Origin of the sequence: Shigella sp. FJ200513 (genome assembly GCF_040495915.1) — a bacterium.
In the GTDB taxonomy this organism is placed as follows: domain Bacteria; phylum Pseudomonadota; class Gammaproteobacteria; order Enterobacterales; family Enterobacteriaceae; genus ECMA0423.
This window is the reverse complement of record NZ_JBDYCV010000083.1, coordinates 1-17,423: the sequence shown is the minus strand read 5'-3', so window position 1 is coordinate 17,423 and position 17,423 is coordinate 1. Positions and strand designations below refer to the sequence as shown.

The 17,423-nt window shown below is 49.3% G+C and carries 18 protein-coding genes and 3 pseudogenes; 11 read left to right on the top strand and 10 right to left on the bottom strand.

Annotation, left to right across the window (positions count from 1 at the left end; genetic code table 11):
* Window positions 1-265 (top strand): annotated as a pseudogene (locus tag ABZJ92_RS16010) (hypothetical protein); the annotation flags it as partial.
* Window positions 266-289: 24 nt separating this feature from the next.
* On the opposite strand, the gene ABZJ92_RS16005 reads toward ABZJ92_RS16010, so the two are convergent.
* From ABZJ92_RS16005 to yebS, 5 genes and pseudogenes are all read right to left on the bottom strand, one after another.
* Window positions 290-481, bottom strand: coding sequence for a YdfD/YebW family protein (locus ABZJ92_RS16005; RefSeq protein WP_005049838.1), 192 nt, complete (start codon window positions 479-481; stop codon window positions 290-292).
* A gap of 104 nt (window positions 482-585) precedes the next feature.
* On the bottom strand, window positions 586-822 hold the full coding sequence (locus tag ABZJ92_RS16000; RefSeq protein WP_001295499.1) for a YebV family protein: 237 nt from the start codon (window positions 820-822) through the stop codon (window positions 586-588).
* Between the two features lie 117 nt (window positions 823-939).
* Window positions 940-2,379 (bottom strand): annotated as a pseudogene (gene rsmF / locus ABZJ92_RS15995) (16S rRNA (cytosine(1407)-C(5))-methyltransferase RsmF).
* A gap of 79 nt (window positions 2,380-2,458) precedes the next feature.
* Window positions 2,459-5,079, bottom strand: a pseudogene (yebT, locus tag ABZJ92_RS15990) (lipid-binding membrane homeostasis protein YebT).
* The gene (gene yebS, locus ABZJ92_RS15985; RefSeq protein ID WP_001207280.1) at window positions 5,048-6,331 is read right to left on the bottom strand and encodes a membrane integrity lipid transport subunit YebS; all 1,284 of its coding nucleotides are present in this window, start codon (window positions 6,329-6,331) and stop codon (window positions 5,048-5,050) included. Before yebS ends, yebT begins: the two are co-directional and overlap by 32 nt.
* A gap of 129 nt (window positions 6,332-6,460) precedes the next feature.
* Here yebS and msrC point away from each other — a divergent pair, with 129 nt between their 5' ends.
* The 4 genes from msrC to htpX all read left to right on the top strand — a co-directional run bounded on the left by msrC (window position 6,461) and on the right by htpX (window position 10,894).
* Window positions 6,461-6,958: an L-methionine (R)-S-oxide reductase gene (gene msrC, locus ABZJ92_RS15980; protein WP_001043881.1), complete on the top strand. Its 498-nt coding sequence runs from the start codon at window positions 6,461-6,463 to the stop codon at window positions 6,956-6,958.
* A 96-nt stretch (window positions 6,959-7,054) separates the two neighbouring features.
* Window positions 7,055-7,753, top strand: a complete 699-nt coding sequence (gene proQ, locus ABZJ92_RS15975; RefSeq protein ID WP_000431370.1) for an RNA chaperone ProQ — start codon at window positions 7,055-7,057, stop codon at window positions 7,751-7,753.
* A gap of 19 nt (window positions 7,754-7,772) precedes the next feature.
* Window positions 7,773-9,821, top strand: a complete 2,049-nt coding sequence (gene prc / locus ABZJ92_RS15970; protein WP_001055799.1) for a carboxy terminal-processing peptidase — start codon at window positions 7,773-7,775, stop codon at window positions 9,819-9,821.
* Window positions 9,822-10,012: 191 nt separating this feature from the next.
* Window positions 10,013-10,894: a protease HtpX gene (gene htpX / locus ABZJ92_RS15965; RefSeq protein ID WP_000984517.1), complete on the top strand. Its 882-nt coding sequence runs from the start codon at window positions 10,013-10,015 to the stop codon at window positions 10,892-10,894.
* Between the two features lie 45 nt (window positions 10,895-10,939).
* On the opposite strand, the gene ABZJ92_RS15960 is transcribed toward htpX, so the two are convergent.
* Complete coding sequence (locus tag ABZJ92_RS15960) at window positions 10,940-12,313, bottom strand: MFS transporter (protein ID WP_001127218.1); 1,374 nt, start codon at window positions 12,311-12,313, stop codon at window positions 10,940-10,942.
* Window positions 12,314-12,489: 176 nt separating this feature from the next.
* On the opposite strand from ABZJ92_RS15960, the gene kdgR reads away from it, so the two are divergent.
* The gene (gene kdgR / locus ABZJ92_RS15955; RefSeq protein WP_001262181.1) at window positions 12,490-13,281 is read left to right on the top strand and encodes a DNA-binding transcriptional regulator KdgR; all 792 of its coding nucleotides are present in this window, start codon (window positions 12,490-12,492) and stop codon (window positions 13,279-13,281) included.
* Window positions 13,282-13,423: 142 nt separating this feature from the next.
* On the opposite strand, the gene ABZJ92_RS15950 is transcribed toward kdgR, so the two are convergent.
* Window positions 13,424-13,663: a YobH family protein gene (locus tag ABZJ92_RS15950; protein WP_001211010.1), complete on the bottom strand. Its 240-nt coding sequence runs from the start codon at window positions 13,661-13,663 to the stop codon at window positions 13,424-13,426.
* Window positions 13,664-13,821: 158 nt separating this feature from the next.
* Between ABZJ92_RS15950 and mgrB the strand changes: the two genes are divergently transcribed.
* From mgrB to rlmA, 5 genes are all read left to right on the top strand, one after another.
* Window positions 13,822-13,965, top strand: coding sequence for a PhoP/PhoQ regulator MgrB (gene mgrB / locus ABZJ92_RS15945; protein ID WP_000714550.1), 144 nt, complete (start codon window positions 13,822-13,824; stop codon window positions 13,963-13,965).
* 74 nt (window positions 13,966-14,039) lie between these two features.
* Complete coding sequence (locus ABZJ92_RS15940) at window positions 14,040-14,327, top strand: YebO family protein (protein WP_001006860.1); 288 nt, start codon at window positions 14,040-14,042, stop codon at window positions 14,325-14,327.
* Window positions 14,328-14,997: 670 nt separating this feature from the next.
* The gene (locus ABZJ92_RS15935) at window positions 14,998-15,141 is read left to right on the top strand and encodes a DUF2627 domain-containing protein (protein ID WP_001295496.1); all 144 of its coding nucleotides are present in this window, start codon (window positions 14,998-15,000) and stop codon (window positions 15,139-15,141) included.
* A gap of 12 nt (window positions 15,142-15,153) precedes the next feature.
* The gene (cspE, locus tag ABZJ92_RS15930; RefSeq protein WP_001062678.1) at window positions 15,154-15,363 is read left to right on the top strand and encodes a transcription antiterminator/RNA stability regulator CspE; all 210 of its coding nucleotides are present in this window, start codon (window positions 15,154-15,156) and stop codon (window positions 15,361-15,363) included.
* Between the two features lie 165 nt (window positions 15,364-15,528).
* Complete coding sequence (rlmA, locus tag ABZJ92_RS15925) at window positions 15,529-16,338, top strand: 23S rRNA (guanine(745)-N(1))-methyltransferase (RefSeq protein ID WP_000010128.1); 810 nt, start codon at window positions 15,529-15,531, stop codon at window positions 16,336-16,338.
* On the opposite strand, the gene mntP is transcribed toward rlmA, so the two are convergent.
* From mntP to ABZJ92_RS15910, 3 genes are all read right to left on the bottom strand, one after another.
* A complete protein-coding gene (gene mntP, locus ABZJ92_RS15920; protein ID WP_001668667.1) occupies window positions 16,335-16,901 on the bottom strand; it encodes a manganese efflux pump MntP in 567 nt (188 codons plus the stop codon). The genes rlmA and mntP overlap by 4 nt on opposite strands.
* Window positions 16,898-17,020 carry a hypothetical protein gene (locus tag ABZJ92_RS15915; RefSeq protein ID WP_000547919.1) on the bottom strand — a complete coding sequence of 41 codons (123 nt, stop codon included), beginning with the start codon at window positions 17,018-17,020 and terminating at the stop codon, window positions 16,898-16,900. The genes mntP and ABZJ92_RS15915 overlap by 4 nt, the downstream gene beginning before the upstream one ends.
* A 343-nt stretch (window positions 17,021-17,363) precedes the next feature.
* The coding region (locus tag ABZJ92_RS15910; protein WP_071528444.1) for an IS1 family transposase at window positions 17,364-17,423 on the bottom strand (60 nt) is incomplete at its 5' end.

The window sequence follows — 17,423 nt, the reverse complement described above, 5'->3', positions numbered from 1 at the left end:
TTCAGGGAAAAATATCATCAGATGGCTGCTTAAAAAAAGAACAAATGGTAGTGTCCGCTATTGCCAGTACACCTCAGTTTATGAATGGCAAAAGGACGTTGATTTGCATCAGGTCTTGTGGAGCCGCTCGCGATTAGGTGAACGCCCAAAAGGGCAGGGAATTACAGGTGCTGATCATTTCTGGTTTGGTCATACACCGTTGCGACATCGCGTGGATATTGGCAACCTGCATTATATTGATACCGGTGCTGTCTTTGGGGGCTAACTGACTCTTGTGCAACTGCAATAATTAAAAATCACCATACTCCTGTGCTGGTTGCCAGAAACCATCTATAAAATCCTCAATCGGAAAACAACTGCCATGGCGGATCCGTTGATCGCTCATAGAATAAAGACACTGCTGTTCCGTGTTGTAGACATCCACAACAATATCTTCACAACCGCCATCCAGGTAGCAAACAAAAAGTACCAGCGCGAACATTTCATCCCCGAAGTGTGGTGCCGTACCGTTAAGTTTAGGAGAGATTTTACAACGGGGGAATAACCAGGACAAATAACCCGCCATGCCGACGGGTTCTTTTTGGATCAGGCAAGACGCATAATCCAGGCATCAGATTGTTGATCGTAACGGGTACGGTAAAGGACAGAGTGTTCGCCATTTAGCAGGGCAGGGATACTGGTTTCAGCATCCCAGGCATCCAGTTGCATACATAAATCGGGGTCAGATTTACAAGGAATGGTTAACGTTCGATCACCCGGCGATTCACCGTGTAATTCGCCGTCGTCGATTTCAAAAGCGCCTATGCGCACACTGGTTTTCATCTTCGTGCTCTCCATTTAGCTGCTGATTGTAGTACGACCAGTCCGATCGCACAATTTTTCAGCCTAGTTGAGGCCGGCGAATGTGCCAGTCAAAAAGTGCGCTTTTTTTGTGCGCTGTCATGCGTTACTGGTAAAAAGTTTCCCGTCCCGCACCAGTTCACGCGGGTAGCTGTTTTTCAGTCGCGAACCAATCCGTTTGGCTAAACCAATCGGCTGATGCTGGAAAGTAACCAACACGTCATCCGCCACTGGCGCGGCTTGCGGGTAAACATCGCGCCCGCGATACCACTCCTACGCTTCCTGCGGTGTCAGTTCAAAAGCGTTTACATTGTCGGGGGAGGCATGGGCAATAACCGCTTCATGCTGCCAGCGATAACCTTTGTTATGCGTTTCGGCAAGTTTAATCCCTAAGCGAGAAAATCGGACTTTACCGATCAGGGCTTCAATGCCTACCGGGAACAACCACAGTTCTTTGTCGCGTTGCCAGAGTCGCAGGTTTCCATCCCAGTTTAAGCCAACACTTGCAGCCGCCTGACGAATTTGTCCGGCTTCGCGATCTTTCACCGGGCTGAACGGGAAATTGCCCACTTTGTATTTTGGGGCGGGTAAGGCGGGGATCGCCTGAGTTTTACGCAGACGAGCAACGAAGAAGCCTTCGCAGTCGTAAATTTGTGGGAAAACATGCAAAAAACCTTCTTCGGTCAGCGCCTTGTTTGCACCAGGGAAGAGATCGCCAAGTGGTAAAAACTCTACTTCGTCGGGGTAAGTCTCTTTCAGCCACCGGCAAACGGCTTCGTTTTCTTCCCGGTTTAAGGTATAGGTCGAGTAAACCAGCGTACCGCCAGGACGTAATGCATGAAAGGCGCTGTCAATCAGTTCCCGTTGGGTAGCTGCGATTTCCTGATTGCTTTCGGGTGACCAGTTTTTTAGCGCATCGGGATCTTTACGCACCACGCCTTCGCCGGAGCAGGGAGCGTCCAGCAAAATGGCATCAAACATTTCTGGCACTGCCGCACCAAACACGCGGCCACCAAAATGTGTGAGCGCAACATTACTGATGCCACAGCGGCTGATATTGGCATGTAACACTTTTACCCAACTGGCGGAAAACTCATTGGCAAGGATTGCCCCTTCGTTATTCATCCGCGCGGCAATTTGCGTCGTTTTTGAGCCTGGCGCAGCAGCGACATCCATCACCCGCTGTGGTGCATTACCGTCAGCAAACAAGGCGGCGACGGGCAACATTGAACTGGCTTCCTGAATATAAAACAGGCCACTTAAATGCTCGGTGGTACTACCCAATGGCAATGCATCTTCATTGTCGCGTTCAATCCAGAAACCTTCTTCACACCACGGAATTGGCGTAAGCGTCCAGCCATAAGGAGCGGTTAATTGCAGGAAATCAGCAACGGAGATTTTCAGCGTATTAACGCGAATGCTGCGGCGCAACGGGCGCTGACAGGCGGCAAGAAAATCATCAAATGAGAGCGTCGAAGGCATAGCTTCGCGCATTTGTGTCAGAAACGCGTCCGGGAAATAAACGGTGTGTTGGGCCACGAGCATGTACCACTGGCAAAAAAACAGGCGCGCAGTTTAGCATAAGCGCTCCGGCGCAGGCACGCCGGAGCAGTGGGCATTATTTGGGAAGCGCAGTTCCCCATTCACGCCACTCTTTCGGTTCACTTTCCTGCAACAGGAAGTGTTTGCCTTCTTGGGCTTTCGGTGCAAGTGGCGTACCCGGAGGCGTGGCGAAGGCGATGCCGCCACGGATAAATTGGTTAAAGGTGCCGGTTTTCACTACGCCGCCCGTCAGACCAAAGTCCAGACTGTAACCCGATGCCAACCAGAAGACGGAATTGTTACGCACCAGGTGTTGATAGCGTTTACTGATGCGCATCGCAATCATCACGCGATCTGACAATGTCCCCAGCGTCATTCCGGTAACCGTACCTACTTCCAGACCACGGAACAGCACAGGCGTACCGATGCCTAACGAACCGGCTTCCGGCGCTTCAACAATAATGCTTAAACCATCTAGGTAACGCGAATCAGTAATGGTGGCCTCTTCTAATTCAAAGTCGCGACGAGGATTGCCACGGCCTGGTTCGACGTTGATATACGGCTGGAGGATAGTATCTAGATGCTCAACGCCAGCTGCCGAGATTTGCGGTGTGACCACTGAGAAGCGCGTACCACCGCGAGCAAAGGTCTGGACATATTCCGGATAGAGCACCGCCTTTGCCTGTACTTCATTGCGTGCGGTAATCAGATCCAGCGTCTGGATTTGCCCGATATCAATACCGAGATAGCGAATTGGCATCCCGACCGCCAGTTTTCCGGCATCGAAAGCGTGAAGCGTAATCTGCCTGCCAACCGCACGGGCCGCTGTTTCGGAAGCATACAGAATTCGCTTGTCGCCTTTACGCTGACTGGCGCTGGCACCACTGAGGTTATCGAAGCTAATGGCCCCCTTTAATGCTCTGGAGAGCGGGGATGCCTGTACGGTCAGGCCACTACCATTCAGCTGAACTTTCGCCCCGCCTTCTGCCCAGAACACGCTGTTGCTGGTCAAAAGGTTGCGATATTCCGGTTTAATGTGCAGATCGATATCGAACGCGTTAGCTCGCGGACGCACGGTAATAACTTCACCAACTTCAAATTTACGGTACAGCACTACCGATCCTGCCTGCACATCCGGCAGCGTCTCTGCACTCAAACTCATGGTTGTGGTGGGTAAATCGCTAAGGCTGTTCTCCAGCGCTTTTTCCAGATTGGCATACAGTGGATAGCTGGCTTTCATCTCGCCTTTATCGCCCGGCAGAATACGTATCCCGCCGTTAATCCATTCTGAGGCGCTGGCACCGAGAAACTCAACGCCATCCAGCCCCACCTTCACGTCGACACGGCTGTTGACGACAAATTTGCTATCGCCTTTTACCAGTTCTCGATGCTGAGGCTCGATGGCGACGGTAAAGGTGACGCCTTTGCTGGTGAGTTTACGATCGATAACCTGGCCTACCTGCACGCCGTGAAGAATGAGCGGCTGACCCGCATCAATACCGTAACTTTCCGGTGCTGTCAGGGTCAGTGTCAGAACGTCCGGCTCTTGCAGCAGGGCTTTTTCGCCCGGCACAACAACGAACTCTTTGCGTGGCTCGCCATCGCCGGGCACCAACTCAAAGGTTTTTCCGGTCAGCAGGGCGCTGAGATTAGCATCGCTAAGGGATAATTTCGGGTTGCGTAATTCGATGCGGGTATTTTCACGAAGCAGGGATCAACGGTCATTTCCCCAGTGACTTTACCACCAGGATTTAAATCCAGTTTAGTCAGCTGTCCGACTTCCAGCCCCTGATACATTAACGGCGTCGAGTCGGCGGTTAATCCTGCTCCACTCGGCAGTTCCAGTTTTATTATTACTCCACGCTGGCTGTGGGCCAGATCTTCATACAGACCAAAGGTATCTTCCGCCTCGGCAGGTTTCGACTCTTCAGGTGAATCGAAGGCAATCGCACCGTTAACCAGTGCCGCCAGACTTTCCAGTTTCACCTTCGCGCCACTGATACTGACGTTGGCATCAACGCCGGAAACGTTTCAGAAACGGCTACCTTTTTTCACCAGATCGGTAAAACGCCGCTCGATCAGGACATCAATCACCACGCCTTGCTTGTTGGGATTGATGGCATAGTCGTAGACTTTTCCCACCGGGATCTTGCGGAAATAGACCAATGAACCGCTGTTCAGCGAACCGAGAGCGGGGGCTTGCAGGTGGATCATCAGATCGCCATTGTCCAGCCGATATTTCGGTTGGGTATCGAGCGCGACAAAGTGATCCTGCTCTTTACCTTTACCCGGCATCATGCCGATATAGTTCCCACCGACGAGGGCGTCCAGCCCGGAGACACCTGCCAACGATGCTTTTGGCGTCATCAGCCAGAACTGAGTCTCTTCGCGCAGCGCATCTTTCATATCGGACTTGATGCTGACCTTGACTTCAATCTTACGAAGATCGTCGCTGAGGCTGATATCCTGCACTGTTCCGACTTCAACGCCCTGATAACGAACAGGCGTACGGCCCGGAACAATACCATCCGCCGACATAAAGTCGATGGTGACGGTATTACCCCGGTCCTGATAACTGTCCCAAATCAGCCAACCGGCAATCATTAGCGCGATGAAAGGCAGCAGCCAGAAAGGTGAGATACGGCGTTTATTTTTAATCTGCGCTTCAGTCGTCGAAGCGGGCGTTTCCTGACTCATGTGCATCCCAAAGTAAGCGGCTGTCCAGCCATTCCACAGCAAGAATAGTCAAAATTACGGCAGCGCCAAAATAAAACGCAGCCGGTCCCATAGTAAAAGCGAGGATCTGATCGCGATTAATCAGCGACATGGTTAAAGATATGACAAACAGGTCGAGTATCGACCAGCGTCCAATCCAGGTCACCATCCGCAGTAACAGAATGCGTGTGCGTAAACCTTGCTGGCATTTAAAATGAATGCTCAACAGTAAAGTGAACATGACGATCACTTTAGTAAACGGTACCAGAATACTGGCGATAAACACGATTCCCGCAACCGCAATGTTGCTACTTGCCAGCGACATAATTCCGGAAAGAATCGTATCTTCCTGCCGGCCACCATTCAGATAAATGATAGAAATAGGCAATAGGTTGGCTGGTAACAACAAAACGATTGACGCTAACAGCGCCGCCCAGCATTTTTGCAAACTATGACGACGACGCAGGCGTAGCGGGATATGGCAACGCGGGCAGAGACCACGCTGATCAGGATAGCCGGTAAAATGGCACCCAAGACAGACACGAAGTTTCTCGTCCCTACGCGTAGCGGGGCGCTGCGGATAATATCGCTCCCACAGCTCCTCAACATTAAGATGTGACAACGTCACCGTCGTTAAAATCACCAACGCCACAAAAGAGAACAAGCCGACACCCGCCTGGATATGGGCATAATCCTGTACCTTTATAGAAGCAACGCCAATGCCGACCAGGTAGATATCCAGCATTACCCACTCTTTAAGTCGCTCAAGCATCAGCAGTACCGGACGTAAATTCATTCCCAGTCGGTTACCAAACCATAAATATGCTATGGAGGACACCAGAATGAGGGGGGCACCAATAACGCAGAAAAAGACCATTGATCCCGTTATCGCATCGCCCTGTTTGGTCATTTGCCAGATGCCTTGCATGACGTTGGCGTCAATACGAATGCCTAACAGCCAGATATGCAACAGCGGTTCGCCCCAGGCAAACGGCATAAGCAACAGCATGGTGAAGGCCATTGCCGCCAGGCGCGTTAGCGACCAGTCGCGCCCGTCGCGAATTTTTGCCTGACAGCGCGGACAATAGGCACTTTGATGAGAATTTATCTCGGGCAGGCTAAACAGCATGTCACATTGCGGGCAACGTTGGTAATCACCACGCGGCAGTTCCTCGCCGATTGCCCTCACTGTTATCTTTTTTGTCGGCGTAATTTGTGGTGTGTTAAGAGCCATGACGTGCCAAATGTAATAAGAATTAACATTAATCTTAACCCATGATGGGAATGATCTTGAGCATTAACGCATTTAATGCTTATTTTAATAGGCTGGCAGTTCCAGGTAAGACAACCAAGTGATTAAGTAATGAACAAAACAGAATTTTACGCGGATTTAAATCGCGACTTTAACGCGCTGATGGCGGGAGAAACCAGTTTTCTGGCAACGCTTGCGAACACCAGTGCGTTGTTATACGAGCGTCTCACTGACGTTAACTGGGCAGGTTTTTATTTGCTTGAGGACGATACACTGGTACTCGGACCATTTCAGGGCAAAATTGCCTGTGTCCGGATACCCGTCGGGCGCGGGGTGTGCGGCACAGCGGTTGCCCGCAATCAAGTGCAGCGTATCGAGGATGTTCACGCGTTTGACGGGCATATTGCCTGTGATGCGGCGAGTAATTCTGAAATTGTTCTGCCGCTGGTGGTGAAAAATCAGATTATTGGTGTTCTCGACATCGATAGTACTGTCTTCGCTCGCTTTACAGACGAGGACGAGCAAGGCTTACGTCAGCTTGTGGCACAGCTTGAAAAAGTGCTTGCAACGACGGATTACAAAAAATTCTTTGCGAGCGTCGCAGGATAATCAACGGATAACGTAGCATTTACTGGTAGCGTCATTATAATGACGCCTGTTCATGCCTGCGCTTGTTGGCTACGTCCGTTGTAATCAGGAAATTTCATGGAAAATCAACCTAAGTTGAATAGCAGTAAAGAAGTAATCGCGTTTCTGGCCGAACGTTTTCCCCACTGTTTCAGTGCGGAAGGTGAAGCGCGTCCGCTGAAAATTGGTATTTTTCAGGATTTGGTCGATCGTGTTGCCGGGGAAATGAACCTGAGCAAAACGCAATTACGATCCGCTTTACGTCTCTACACTTCGAGCTGGCGTTATCTTTACGGTGTTAAACCCGGCGCAACGCGTGTCGATCTTGACGGCAACCCATGCGGTGAGCTGGACGAGCAACATGTAGAGCATGCTCGCAAGCAGCTTGAAGAAGCGAAAGCGCGTGTTCAGGCACAGCGTGCTGAACAGCAAGCGAAAAAACGCGAAGCTGCCGCAGCTGCTGGTGAGAAAGAAGACGCACCGCGCCGCGAACGCAAGCCACGTCCGACCACGCCACGCCGCAAAGAAGGCGCTGAACGTAAACCTCGTGCGCAAAAGCCGGTAGAGAAAGCGCCAAAAACAGTAAAAGCACCTCGCGAAGAACAGCACACCCCGGTTTCTGACATTTCAGCTCTGACTGTCGGACAAGCCCTGAAGGTGAAAGCGGGTCAAAACGCGATGGATGCCACCGTATTAGAAATCACCAAAGACGGCGTCCGCGTCCAGCTGAATTCGGGTATGTCTTTGATTGTGCGCGCAGAACACCTGGTGTTCTGAAACGGAGGCCGGGCCAGGCATGAACATGTTTTTTAGGCTTACCGCGTTAGCTGGCCTGCTTGCAATAGCAGGCCAGACCTTCGCTGTAGAAGATATCACGCGTGCTGATCAAATTCCGGTATTAAAGGAAGAGACGCAGCATGCGACGGTAAGTGAGCGCGTAACGTCGCGCTTCACCCGTTCTCATTATCGCCAGTTCGACCTCGATCAGGCATTTTCGGCCAAAATCTTTGACCGCTACCTGAATCTGCTCGATTACAGCCACAATGTGCTGCTGGCAAGCGATGTTGAACAGTTCGCGAAAAAGAAAACCGAGTTAGGCGATGAACTGCGTTCAGGCAAACTCGACGTTTTCTACGATCTCTACAATCTGGCGCAAAAGCGCCGTTTTGAACGTTACCAGTACGCTTTGTCGGTACTGGAAAAGCCGATGGATTTCACCGGCAACGACACTTATAACCTTGACCGCAGCAAAGCGCCCTGGCCGAAAAACGAGGCTGAGTTGAACGCGCAGTGGGACAGTAAAGTCAAATTCGACGAGTTAAGCCTGAAGCTGACAGGAAAAACGGATAAAGAAATTCGTGAAACCCTGACACGCCGCTACAAATTTGCCATTCGTCGTCTGGCGCAAACCAACAGCGAAGATGTTTTCTCGCTGGCAATGACGGCGTTTGCGCGTGAAATCGATCCGCATACCAACTATCTTTCCCCGCGTAATACCGAACAGTTCAACACTGAAATGAGTTTGTCACTGGAAGGTATTGGCGCAGTGCTGCAAATGGATGATGACTACACCGTTATCAATTCGATGGTGGCAGGTGGTCCGGCAGCGAAGAGTAAAGCTATCAGCGTTGGTGACAAAATTGTCGGTGTTGGTCAAACAGGCAAGCCGATGGTTGACGTGATTGGCTGGCGTCTTGATGATGTGGTTGCCTTAATTAAAGGGCCGAAGGGCAGTAAAGTTCGTCTGGAAATTTTACCTGCTGGTAAAGGGACCAAGACCCGTACTGTAACGTTGACCCGTGAACGTATTCGTCTCGAAGACCGCGCGGTTAAAATGTCGGTGAAGACCGTCGGTAAAGAGAAAGTCGGCGTGCTGGATATTCCGGGCTTCTATGTGGGTTTGACAGACGATGTCAAAGTTCAACTGCAGAAACTGGAAAAACAGAATGTCAGCAGTGTGATCATCGACCTGCGTAGCAATGGCGGTGGGGCGTTGACCGAAGCGGTATCGCTCTCAGGTCTGTTTATTCCTGCGGGTCCCATTGTTCAGGTCCGCGATAACAACGGCAAGGTTCGTGAAGACAGCGATACCGACGGGCAGGTGTTCTATAAAGGCCCGCTGGTGGTACTGGTTGACCGTTTCAGTGCTTCGGCTTCAGAAATCTTTGCCGCGGCAATGCAGGATTACGGTCGTGCGCTGGTTGTGGGTGAACCGACGTTTGGTAAAGGCACCGTTCAGCAATACCGTTCATTGAACCGTATTTACGATCAGATGTTACGTCCTGAATGGCCAGCGCTGGGTTCTGTGCAGTACACGATCCAGAAATTCTATCGCGTTAACGGCGGCAGTACGCAACGTAAAGGCGTAACACCAGACATCATCATGCCGACGGGTAATGAAGAAACGGAAACGGGTGAGAAATTCGAAGATAACGCGCTGCCGTGGGATAGCATCGATGCCGCGACTTATGTGAAATCAGGAGATTTAACTGCCTTTGAACCGGAGCTGCTGAAGGAACATAATGCGCGTATCGCGAAAGATCCTGAGTTCCAGAACATCATGAAGGATATCGCGCGCTTCAACGCTATGAAGGACAAGCGCAATATCGTTTCTCTGAACTACGCTGTGCGTGAGAAAGAGAATAATGAAGATGATGCGACGCGTCTGGCGCGTTTGAACGAACGCTTTAAACGAGAAGGTAAACCGGAGTTGAAGAAGCTGGATGATCTATCGAAAGATTACCAGGAGCCGGATCCTTATCTGGATGAGACGGTGAATATCGCACTCGATCTGGCGAAGCTTGAAAAAGCCAGACCCGCGGAACAACCCGCTCCCGTCAAGTAATATCAATCAGGCACAAGAAATTGTGCCTGATTTTTTAACAGCGGCAAGATGCCGTAAATCAGATGCTACAAAATGTAAAGTTGTGTCTTTCTGGTGACTTACGCACTATCCAGACTTGAAAATAGTCGCGTAACCCATACGATGTGGGTATCGCATATTGCGTTTTGTTAAACTGAGGTAAAAAGAAAATTATGATGCGAATCGCGCTCTTCCTGCTAACGAACCTGGCCGTAATGGTCGTTTTCGGGCTGGTACTGAGCCTGACAGGGATACAGTCGAGCAGCGTTCAGGGGCTGATGATCATGGCCTTGCTGTTCGGTTTTGGTGGTTCCTTCGTTTCGCTTCTGATGTCCAAATGGATGGCATTACGATCTGTTGGCGGGGAAGTGATCGAGCAACCGCGTAACGAAAGGGAACGTTGGCTGGTCAATACTGTAGCAACCCAGGCTCGTCAGGCGGGGATCGCTATGCCGCAAGTGGCTATCTACCATGCGCCGGACATCAACGCTTTTGCAACCGGTGCGCGCCGTGATGCCTCTCTGGTTGCTGTCAGCACCGGTTTGCTGCAGAACATGAGCCCGGATGAAGCCGAGGCGGTAATTGCTCACGAAATCAGCCACATCGCCAATGGTGATATGGTCACCATGACGCTGATTCAGGGCGTGGTGAACACCTTCGTTATCTTTATTTCCCGTATTCTGGCGCAGCTTGCCGCGGGTTTTATGGGCGGAAATCGTGATGAAGGTGAAGAGAGCAACGGCAACCCGCTGATCTACTTTGCGGTTGCAACGGTTCTGGAACTGGTGTTTGGTATTCTGGCGAGCATTATCACCATGTGGTTCTCGCGTCATCGTGAATTCCATGCAGATGCCGGTTCGGCAAAACTGGTTGGTCGCGAGAAAATGATTGCCGCGCTGCAGCGCCTGAAAACCAGCTATGAACCGCAAGAAGCAACCAGCATGATGGCTTTCTGCATTAACGGTAAGTCGAAATCGCTCAGTGAGTTGTTCATGACTCACCCGCCGCTGGATAAACGTATTGAAGCTCTGCGTACGGGTGAATACCTGAAGTAATATGAAGTAAATACTAAAAAGCGCGTCCTGATCGACGCGCTTTTTTTATGCCCTGGCTCGTGGCTGAGTGATACGTAAACCACTGACACAGGCAGCAATCACTGCCAGAATAGCCGCAGCCATCAGCGAGACGTGCGTACCATTATCACCAAACTGATTTAGCATCAGCGCCACCAGCGCCGCGCCACTACTCTGACCCAGTAGACGAGCCGTTCCTAACATGCCACTGGCCCCACCGCTACGTTCGCGCGGAGCGGAGGTAATAATGGTGTGGTTATTGGGTGACTGGAATAAGCCAAATCCAGCGCCACATAAGATCATCGGCCAGATAATATTGATATCCGCAGGTGACGCGGGCAGCAGAACCAGGGAAAAAAGCCCCGTAGCCATGATGAACAACCCTAAAGCACCCAGCAATCCTGCATGTACGCGTTCAATCAAATAGCCTGCCAGAGGAGCCATCACCATCGTTGCTAACGGCCACGGTGTCAGAAGTAAACCTGTTTCGACTTCACTACGCCCGAGCACGGTTTGCAGGTAAAAGGGCAGGGAAACCATTGCCAGCATTTGTGCGCAGAAAGAGCAAACAGATGTGCAAATAGAAAGTGAAAACAGCGGGATACGCAGTAAATCCACCGGTAGCAGCGGTACGGGAAGAGAAAGCTGGCGGCGAATAAAGAAAATACCAACAACAACCATTACCACCAGTTCCGCAGCAATTAACGTCAGCGATTGCCCCTGAGCGAAACCACTCAACGCAGTGATAAGCAGGCCGAAGGTTAACGCGTTCATCACGGCGCTGGGCAGGTCGAAACGGGGTTTACTGGCGCGAGAACCATTGGGTGGCAGAAAACGCATCGCCAGAAGCAGGGCGATAATACCTAACGGTACGTTGATTAAAAATAACCATTTCCAGGATGCGATGGAGAGGATTGCTGCAGCAATTGTCGGCCCGGCAGCAGAAGAGACGGCAACAATAAACGAGTTTATGCCCATCCCTCTCCCCAGAAAACGTTGTGGATAGATCAGGCGGATAAGTGCGGTATTAACGCTCATCAACGCTGCACCGCCGAAACCTTGTATGACACGCGCAAGGGTGAGCATTTGCAGCGAATCAGAAAGGGCGCAGAACAGTGAAGACAACAGAAAAACGACCAGACCGCATTTATAAATACGTCGATAGCCAAACATATCGCCCAGAAACGAAAACGAGAGCAGGGAGATGACAATGGCGATTTGATAGGCGTTCACTACCCAGATGGAACTGGCTGGTGTGGCATGAAGGTCCGTGGCAATTGTTGGCAGGGCGACGTTGGCGATTGCGCCGTCAAGGACAGCCATCGAAATACCAATCACAATGGTTAATATCGCACCGTATCGCTGGGGCAATGGCAGGCCGTCGGCCTGAACTTTTGGCATAGGAATTTTATATCTTTGGTGAATAATCAACAGGGGTATGATTCTAGCACTGATATTCACGGTGGATGTCGCAGAATTGTAACTAACCGGCAAAAGATGGATTGCGACCACCCTGGTGCGAAATTATAATAAAAAACAGTTCTGATTTTTATAAAACACTCGCAATGAGGTGATAAATGGCTAACGCAGATCTGGATAAACAGCCTGATTCTGTATCTTCCGTGCTAAAAGTTTTTGGCATTTTGCAGGCGCTGGGTGAAGAGCGCGAAATAGGGATAACCGAGCTGTCGCAGCGCGTCATGATGTCAAAAAGCACCGTTTATCGCTTTTTACAGACCATGAAAACCTTAGGTTATGTGGCGCAGGAAGGGGAGTCGGAGAAATATTCCCTGACCCTGAAATTGTTTGAACTGGGCGCTCGCGCGTTACAAAACGTCGATTTAATTCGTAGCGCAGATATCCAGATGCGTGAGATCTCCCGCCTGACCAAAGAAACTATCCACCTCGGCGCACTGGACGAAGACAGTATTGTTTACATTCACAAAATTGACTCTATGTACAATTTGCGCATGTATTCACGGATTGGGCGTCGTAATCCGCTGTACAGCACCGCGATTGGTAAGGTACTGCTGGCATGGCGCGATCGCGATGAAGTGAAGCAAATTCTTGAGGGCGTGGAGTATAAACGCAGTACCGAGCGGACCATCACCAGTACAGAAGCGTTATTACCCGTTCTGGACCAGGTGCGCGAGCAGGGGTATGGAGAAGATAACGAAGAGCAGGAAGAAGGGCTGCAATGCATTGCGGTACCGGTATTTGATCGCTTTGGCGTGGTCATTGCCGGTTTGAGCATCTCCTTCCCGACGTTGCGTTTCTCTGAAGAGCGTTTACAGGAATATGTCGCAATGTTGCATACCGCAGCGCGCAAAATTTCTGCCCAAATGGGTTATCACGACTATCCGTTCTGATGAGAGTAAGAACCTGTCGGAATATCAAACAGACAGGTTCTTTATTTAGCATGAGAAAAATAAAGTTGAAGGTGCGTTATATTAAACGCGCTTGCTATAAGAATATTTTACTCATGAGTGAGAATCTGGTTATTTATTACCCTTAACCATTATCGACCACGATATTGCTTTTACGTAACAGTGGGCAATCTGTTATCTCCAAGAAACCACTTTTAGTGTGCAAGTATTGTACCGTGCTGGTGCCTCTGGCAGTCAGATAGGTACATTGCAAACCTAATCCTGCGGCATTCTCTTTGCTTCCAATCAAAACGCCATATCCGCTGAGTAATAATCCTATCCATACCAGTGCTATCAGCATAACTGTGCGAATGATGAATCGCATTACAATCTCTTCTCTTTTTATGTTCGCTTAATCGTAGCGGCAATATGCGCTGAAGCAAGCTACTCATTCCGAAAAAGCACGAATATCGACATAGTTAGGCGCTGTTTAACTAACGCATGCTAGTTTAATGACATAAGGTAGGTGAAGCGGAGATTGGAGTGAAAAAGTTTCGATGGGTCGTTCTGGTTGTCGTGGTGTTGGCTTGCTTGCTGCTTTGGGCGCAGGTATTCAACATGATGTGCGATCAGGATGTACAATTTTTCAGCGGAATTTGTGCCATTAACCAGTTTATCCCGTGGTGATATCATTTTTTCAGCACTAGATTTTCTTCCTCTCCAGCAGTGGTAGAATAGCGCCTCTACTCAGAGGTGGTGAAATGAACGAAGTTGTAAATTCAGGCGTGATGAACATTGCGTCTTTGGTTGTATCGGTGGTGGTTCTTCTTATCGGGCTCATCTTGTGGTTTTTTATCAATCGTGCCAGTTCACGGACTAACGAACAGATTGAACTGCTTGAGGCGTTGCTGGATCAGCAAAAACGTCAAAATGCACTGTTACGTCGTTTGTGCGAAGCAAACGAACCAGAGAAAGCAGATAAAAAGACCATTGAGAGTCAAAAATCGGTTGATGACGAAGATATTATTCGCCTGGTCGCCGAACGATAATCCTTCCTCAATCTTGAGTAACCCCGTCGTTGAAGGGTTACTCAATTCATCCTGATTATACGCACTGTCATGGTGCAACTGCTTCAAATTAAAACTCTGGTCTGACTTCAAATAATTATCATATTATTTATTTGCGTAACGGGATATCAGAAAAAGATATTTTCCTCATTAATTTATTAGGATGTTTACATCAGATTTGTGATTAAGCGTGGTATTATTTATTAGCGAAACGTTTCTCTCTTGATTTTTTTTGCTCACTCATCAATTTTTCTTATTTTAAATTTACAATCCCTTTGGGGATTGACTTCTCTTTAGGGTAATTGATAGCCGTTAACTGACTGTTTTATGAGAAAAAGTGATATAACTTTTTATTCATTGCATAGCAGAAAATGTGATATTGCACGCACTATGTAATAACTTCTCCCTCTGGCCTGGAACAACTGAACTTATTGAACTATGTTAGAAACTACGCCAGTTTAAGTATCTGCCTGAACTGGCAAGGTTAAGCACAATGATATATCGGCGCGTATTCCGTTGCATAAGTGTGCAAAAAAAGTGGAAGACGTATCGAGATTTGTGCGTCTGATCGAGATATGTTTAAAAATGGCTTGCCATAATTAACGTTGTATGTGATAAAAGATTTCGGGTTAAACGAGGTACAGTTCTGTTTATGTGTGGCATTTTCAGTAAAGAAGTCCTGAGTAAACACGTTGACGTTGAATACCGCTTCTCTGCCGAGCCTTATATTGGTGCCTCATGCAGTAATGTGTCAGTTTTATCTATGTTATGCCTGCGGGCGAAGAAAACAATCTAAGGAATTTTTCAAATGGCAAAGATTAAAGGTCAGGTTAAGTGGTTCAACGAGTCTAAAGGTTTTGGCTTCATTACTCCGGCTGATGGCAGCAAAGATGTGTTCGTACACTTCTCCGCTATCCAGGGTAATGGCTTCAAAACTCTGGCTGAAGGTCAGAACGTTGAGTTCGAAATTCAGGACGGCCAGAAAGGTCCGGCAGCTGTTAACGTAACAGCTATCTGATCGAATCCACTGATCTGAAGTGTGAATACGCTTCAATCTCGCTATAAAGCCTCGTCGAATGCGAGGCTTTTTACTATGCTTTATCTTCGCTCCTGGCGTTCGGATATTTGCCCGCCGCGTGATTCGCGTTACACTTGCGGCCTTTAGTATCCTGCCGGAGTTGTCATGTCGTTTTCCTGTCCACTTTGCCATCAGCCTCTTTCGCGTGAAAAAAACAGCTATATCTGTCCCCAACGACATCAGTTTGATATGGCGAAAGAAGGGTATGTCAATCTGCTGCCCGTTCAGCATAAACGGTCTCGTGATCCGGGCGACAGCGCGGAAATGATGCAAGCACGCCGCGCATTCTTAGATGCCGGACATTATCAGCCGCTGCGTGATGCAATTGTCGCCCAACTGCGGGAACGGCTTGATGAAAAGGCCACGGCGGTGCTGGATATTGGCTGTGGTGAAGGGTATTACACACACGCATTTGCCGATGCGTTGCCCGAAATCACCACGTTTGGCCTGGATGTCTCGAAGGTAGCGATAAAAGCGGCGGCGAAACGCTATCCGCAGGTCACTCTTTGTGTCGCTTCCAGCCACCGTTTGCCGTTTTCCGATACCAGTATGGACGCCATAATACGTATTTACGCGCCGTGTAAAGCAGAAGAATTAGCACGAGTAGTGAAGCCCGGCGGCTGGGTCATTACTGCCACGCCGGGACCGCGACATTTGATGGAGCTGAAGGGGCTGATTTACAATGAAGTACATCTTCATGCACCTCATGCAGAACAACTGGAAGGTTTTACATTACAGCAGAGTGCGGAGTTGTGTTATCCGATGCGTCTTCGCGGTGATGAAGCCGTCGCATTATTGCAGATGACGCCGTTTGCCTGGCGTGCGAAGCCAGAAGTCTGGCAAACACTGGCAGCAAAAGAAGTGTTCGACTGCCAGACGGACTTTAATATTCACCTCTGGCAGCGTTCTTATTAACCGTGGAAGTGCGTCCAGAGGATCTGGACGCCGATGCCGATCAGCACCAGCCCGCCGAGAATTTCCGCTTTTTTCCCAATAATTGAGCCGATAAAGCGACCAACCATCATCCCTAATGTCGACATAATCAAGGTTGCACAACCAATGGCCAATGCGGTCGCGATAATGTTGACCTGAAGGAAAGCAAGACCAACACCCACAGCCATGGCATCCAGGCTGGTGGCAATCGCGGTGGTTACCAGTAGCCAGAAACCGTGCCGACGGCGCGGCTCTTCATCTTCATCATCTGCGCCACGAAAACCCTCAATAATCATTCGCCCGCCGAGGAATATCAGCAGCACAAACGCAATCCAGTGATTCCATTCAAGGACAAACCGGCTGGCTAACATGCCCATTCCCCAGCCGATCAGCGGCGTCAGGGTTTCGACGGCACCAAAAATAAGGCCGGTTCGCAATGCTTCAGAAAATTTCGGTTTATGGAGGGGGGCACCTTTACCGATTGATGCAGCAAATGCATCCATCGACATACCAAACGCAAGAAGAACAGTAGCAGTGATATTCATGACAACGTCCTGACCGGGGTATCCATAAAACACATCATCGCCCCCAGCAAACATGCATACATGAACAACAAGCCGCGATGGGTTTTCGCGTTCATGCAGGCATAGCGATTGATGTGCATATGGTCTCGCCTGACTGAAAGTCTTCAGTCCGTACGTGCCACGTTTTGCAACGAGTATGTTGACACGTACATTTCCGGAATCTGGAAATCGGCTACTCCCCAAATGAGGGCGCAACCTTAACATATTTTGAGAATATAAAACAACTGTTGGAATATATTATTTCATTGCTTTATTGATAACGATTTTCATTTATGTTTATATATCAATGAAACGTTAAAATAAATAACAAATAAGGGAAGAGATAATATAGCCTAAGCTATGTCTGATTATTAAAAATACACTAAACATAGCTTTGGCTAAATTCATAAGTTATTGAGTTGATACGAGGGTAATGACTCCAACTTACTGATAGTGTTTTATGTTCAGATAATGCCCGATGACCTTGTCATGCAGCTCCACCGA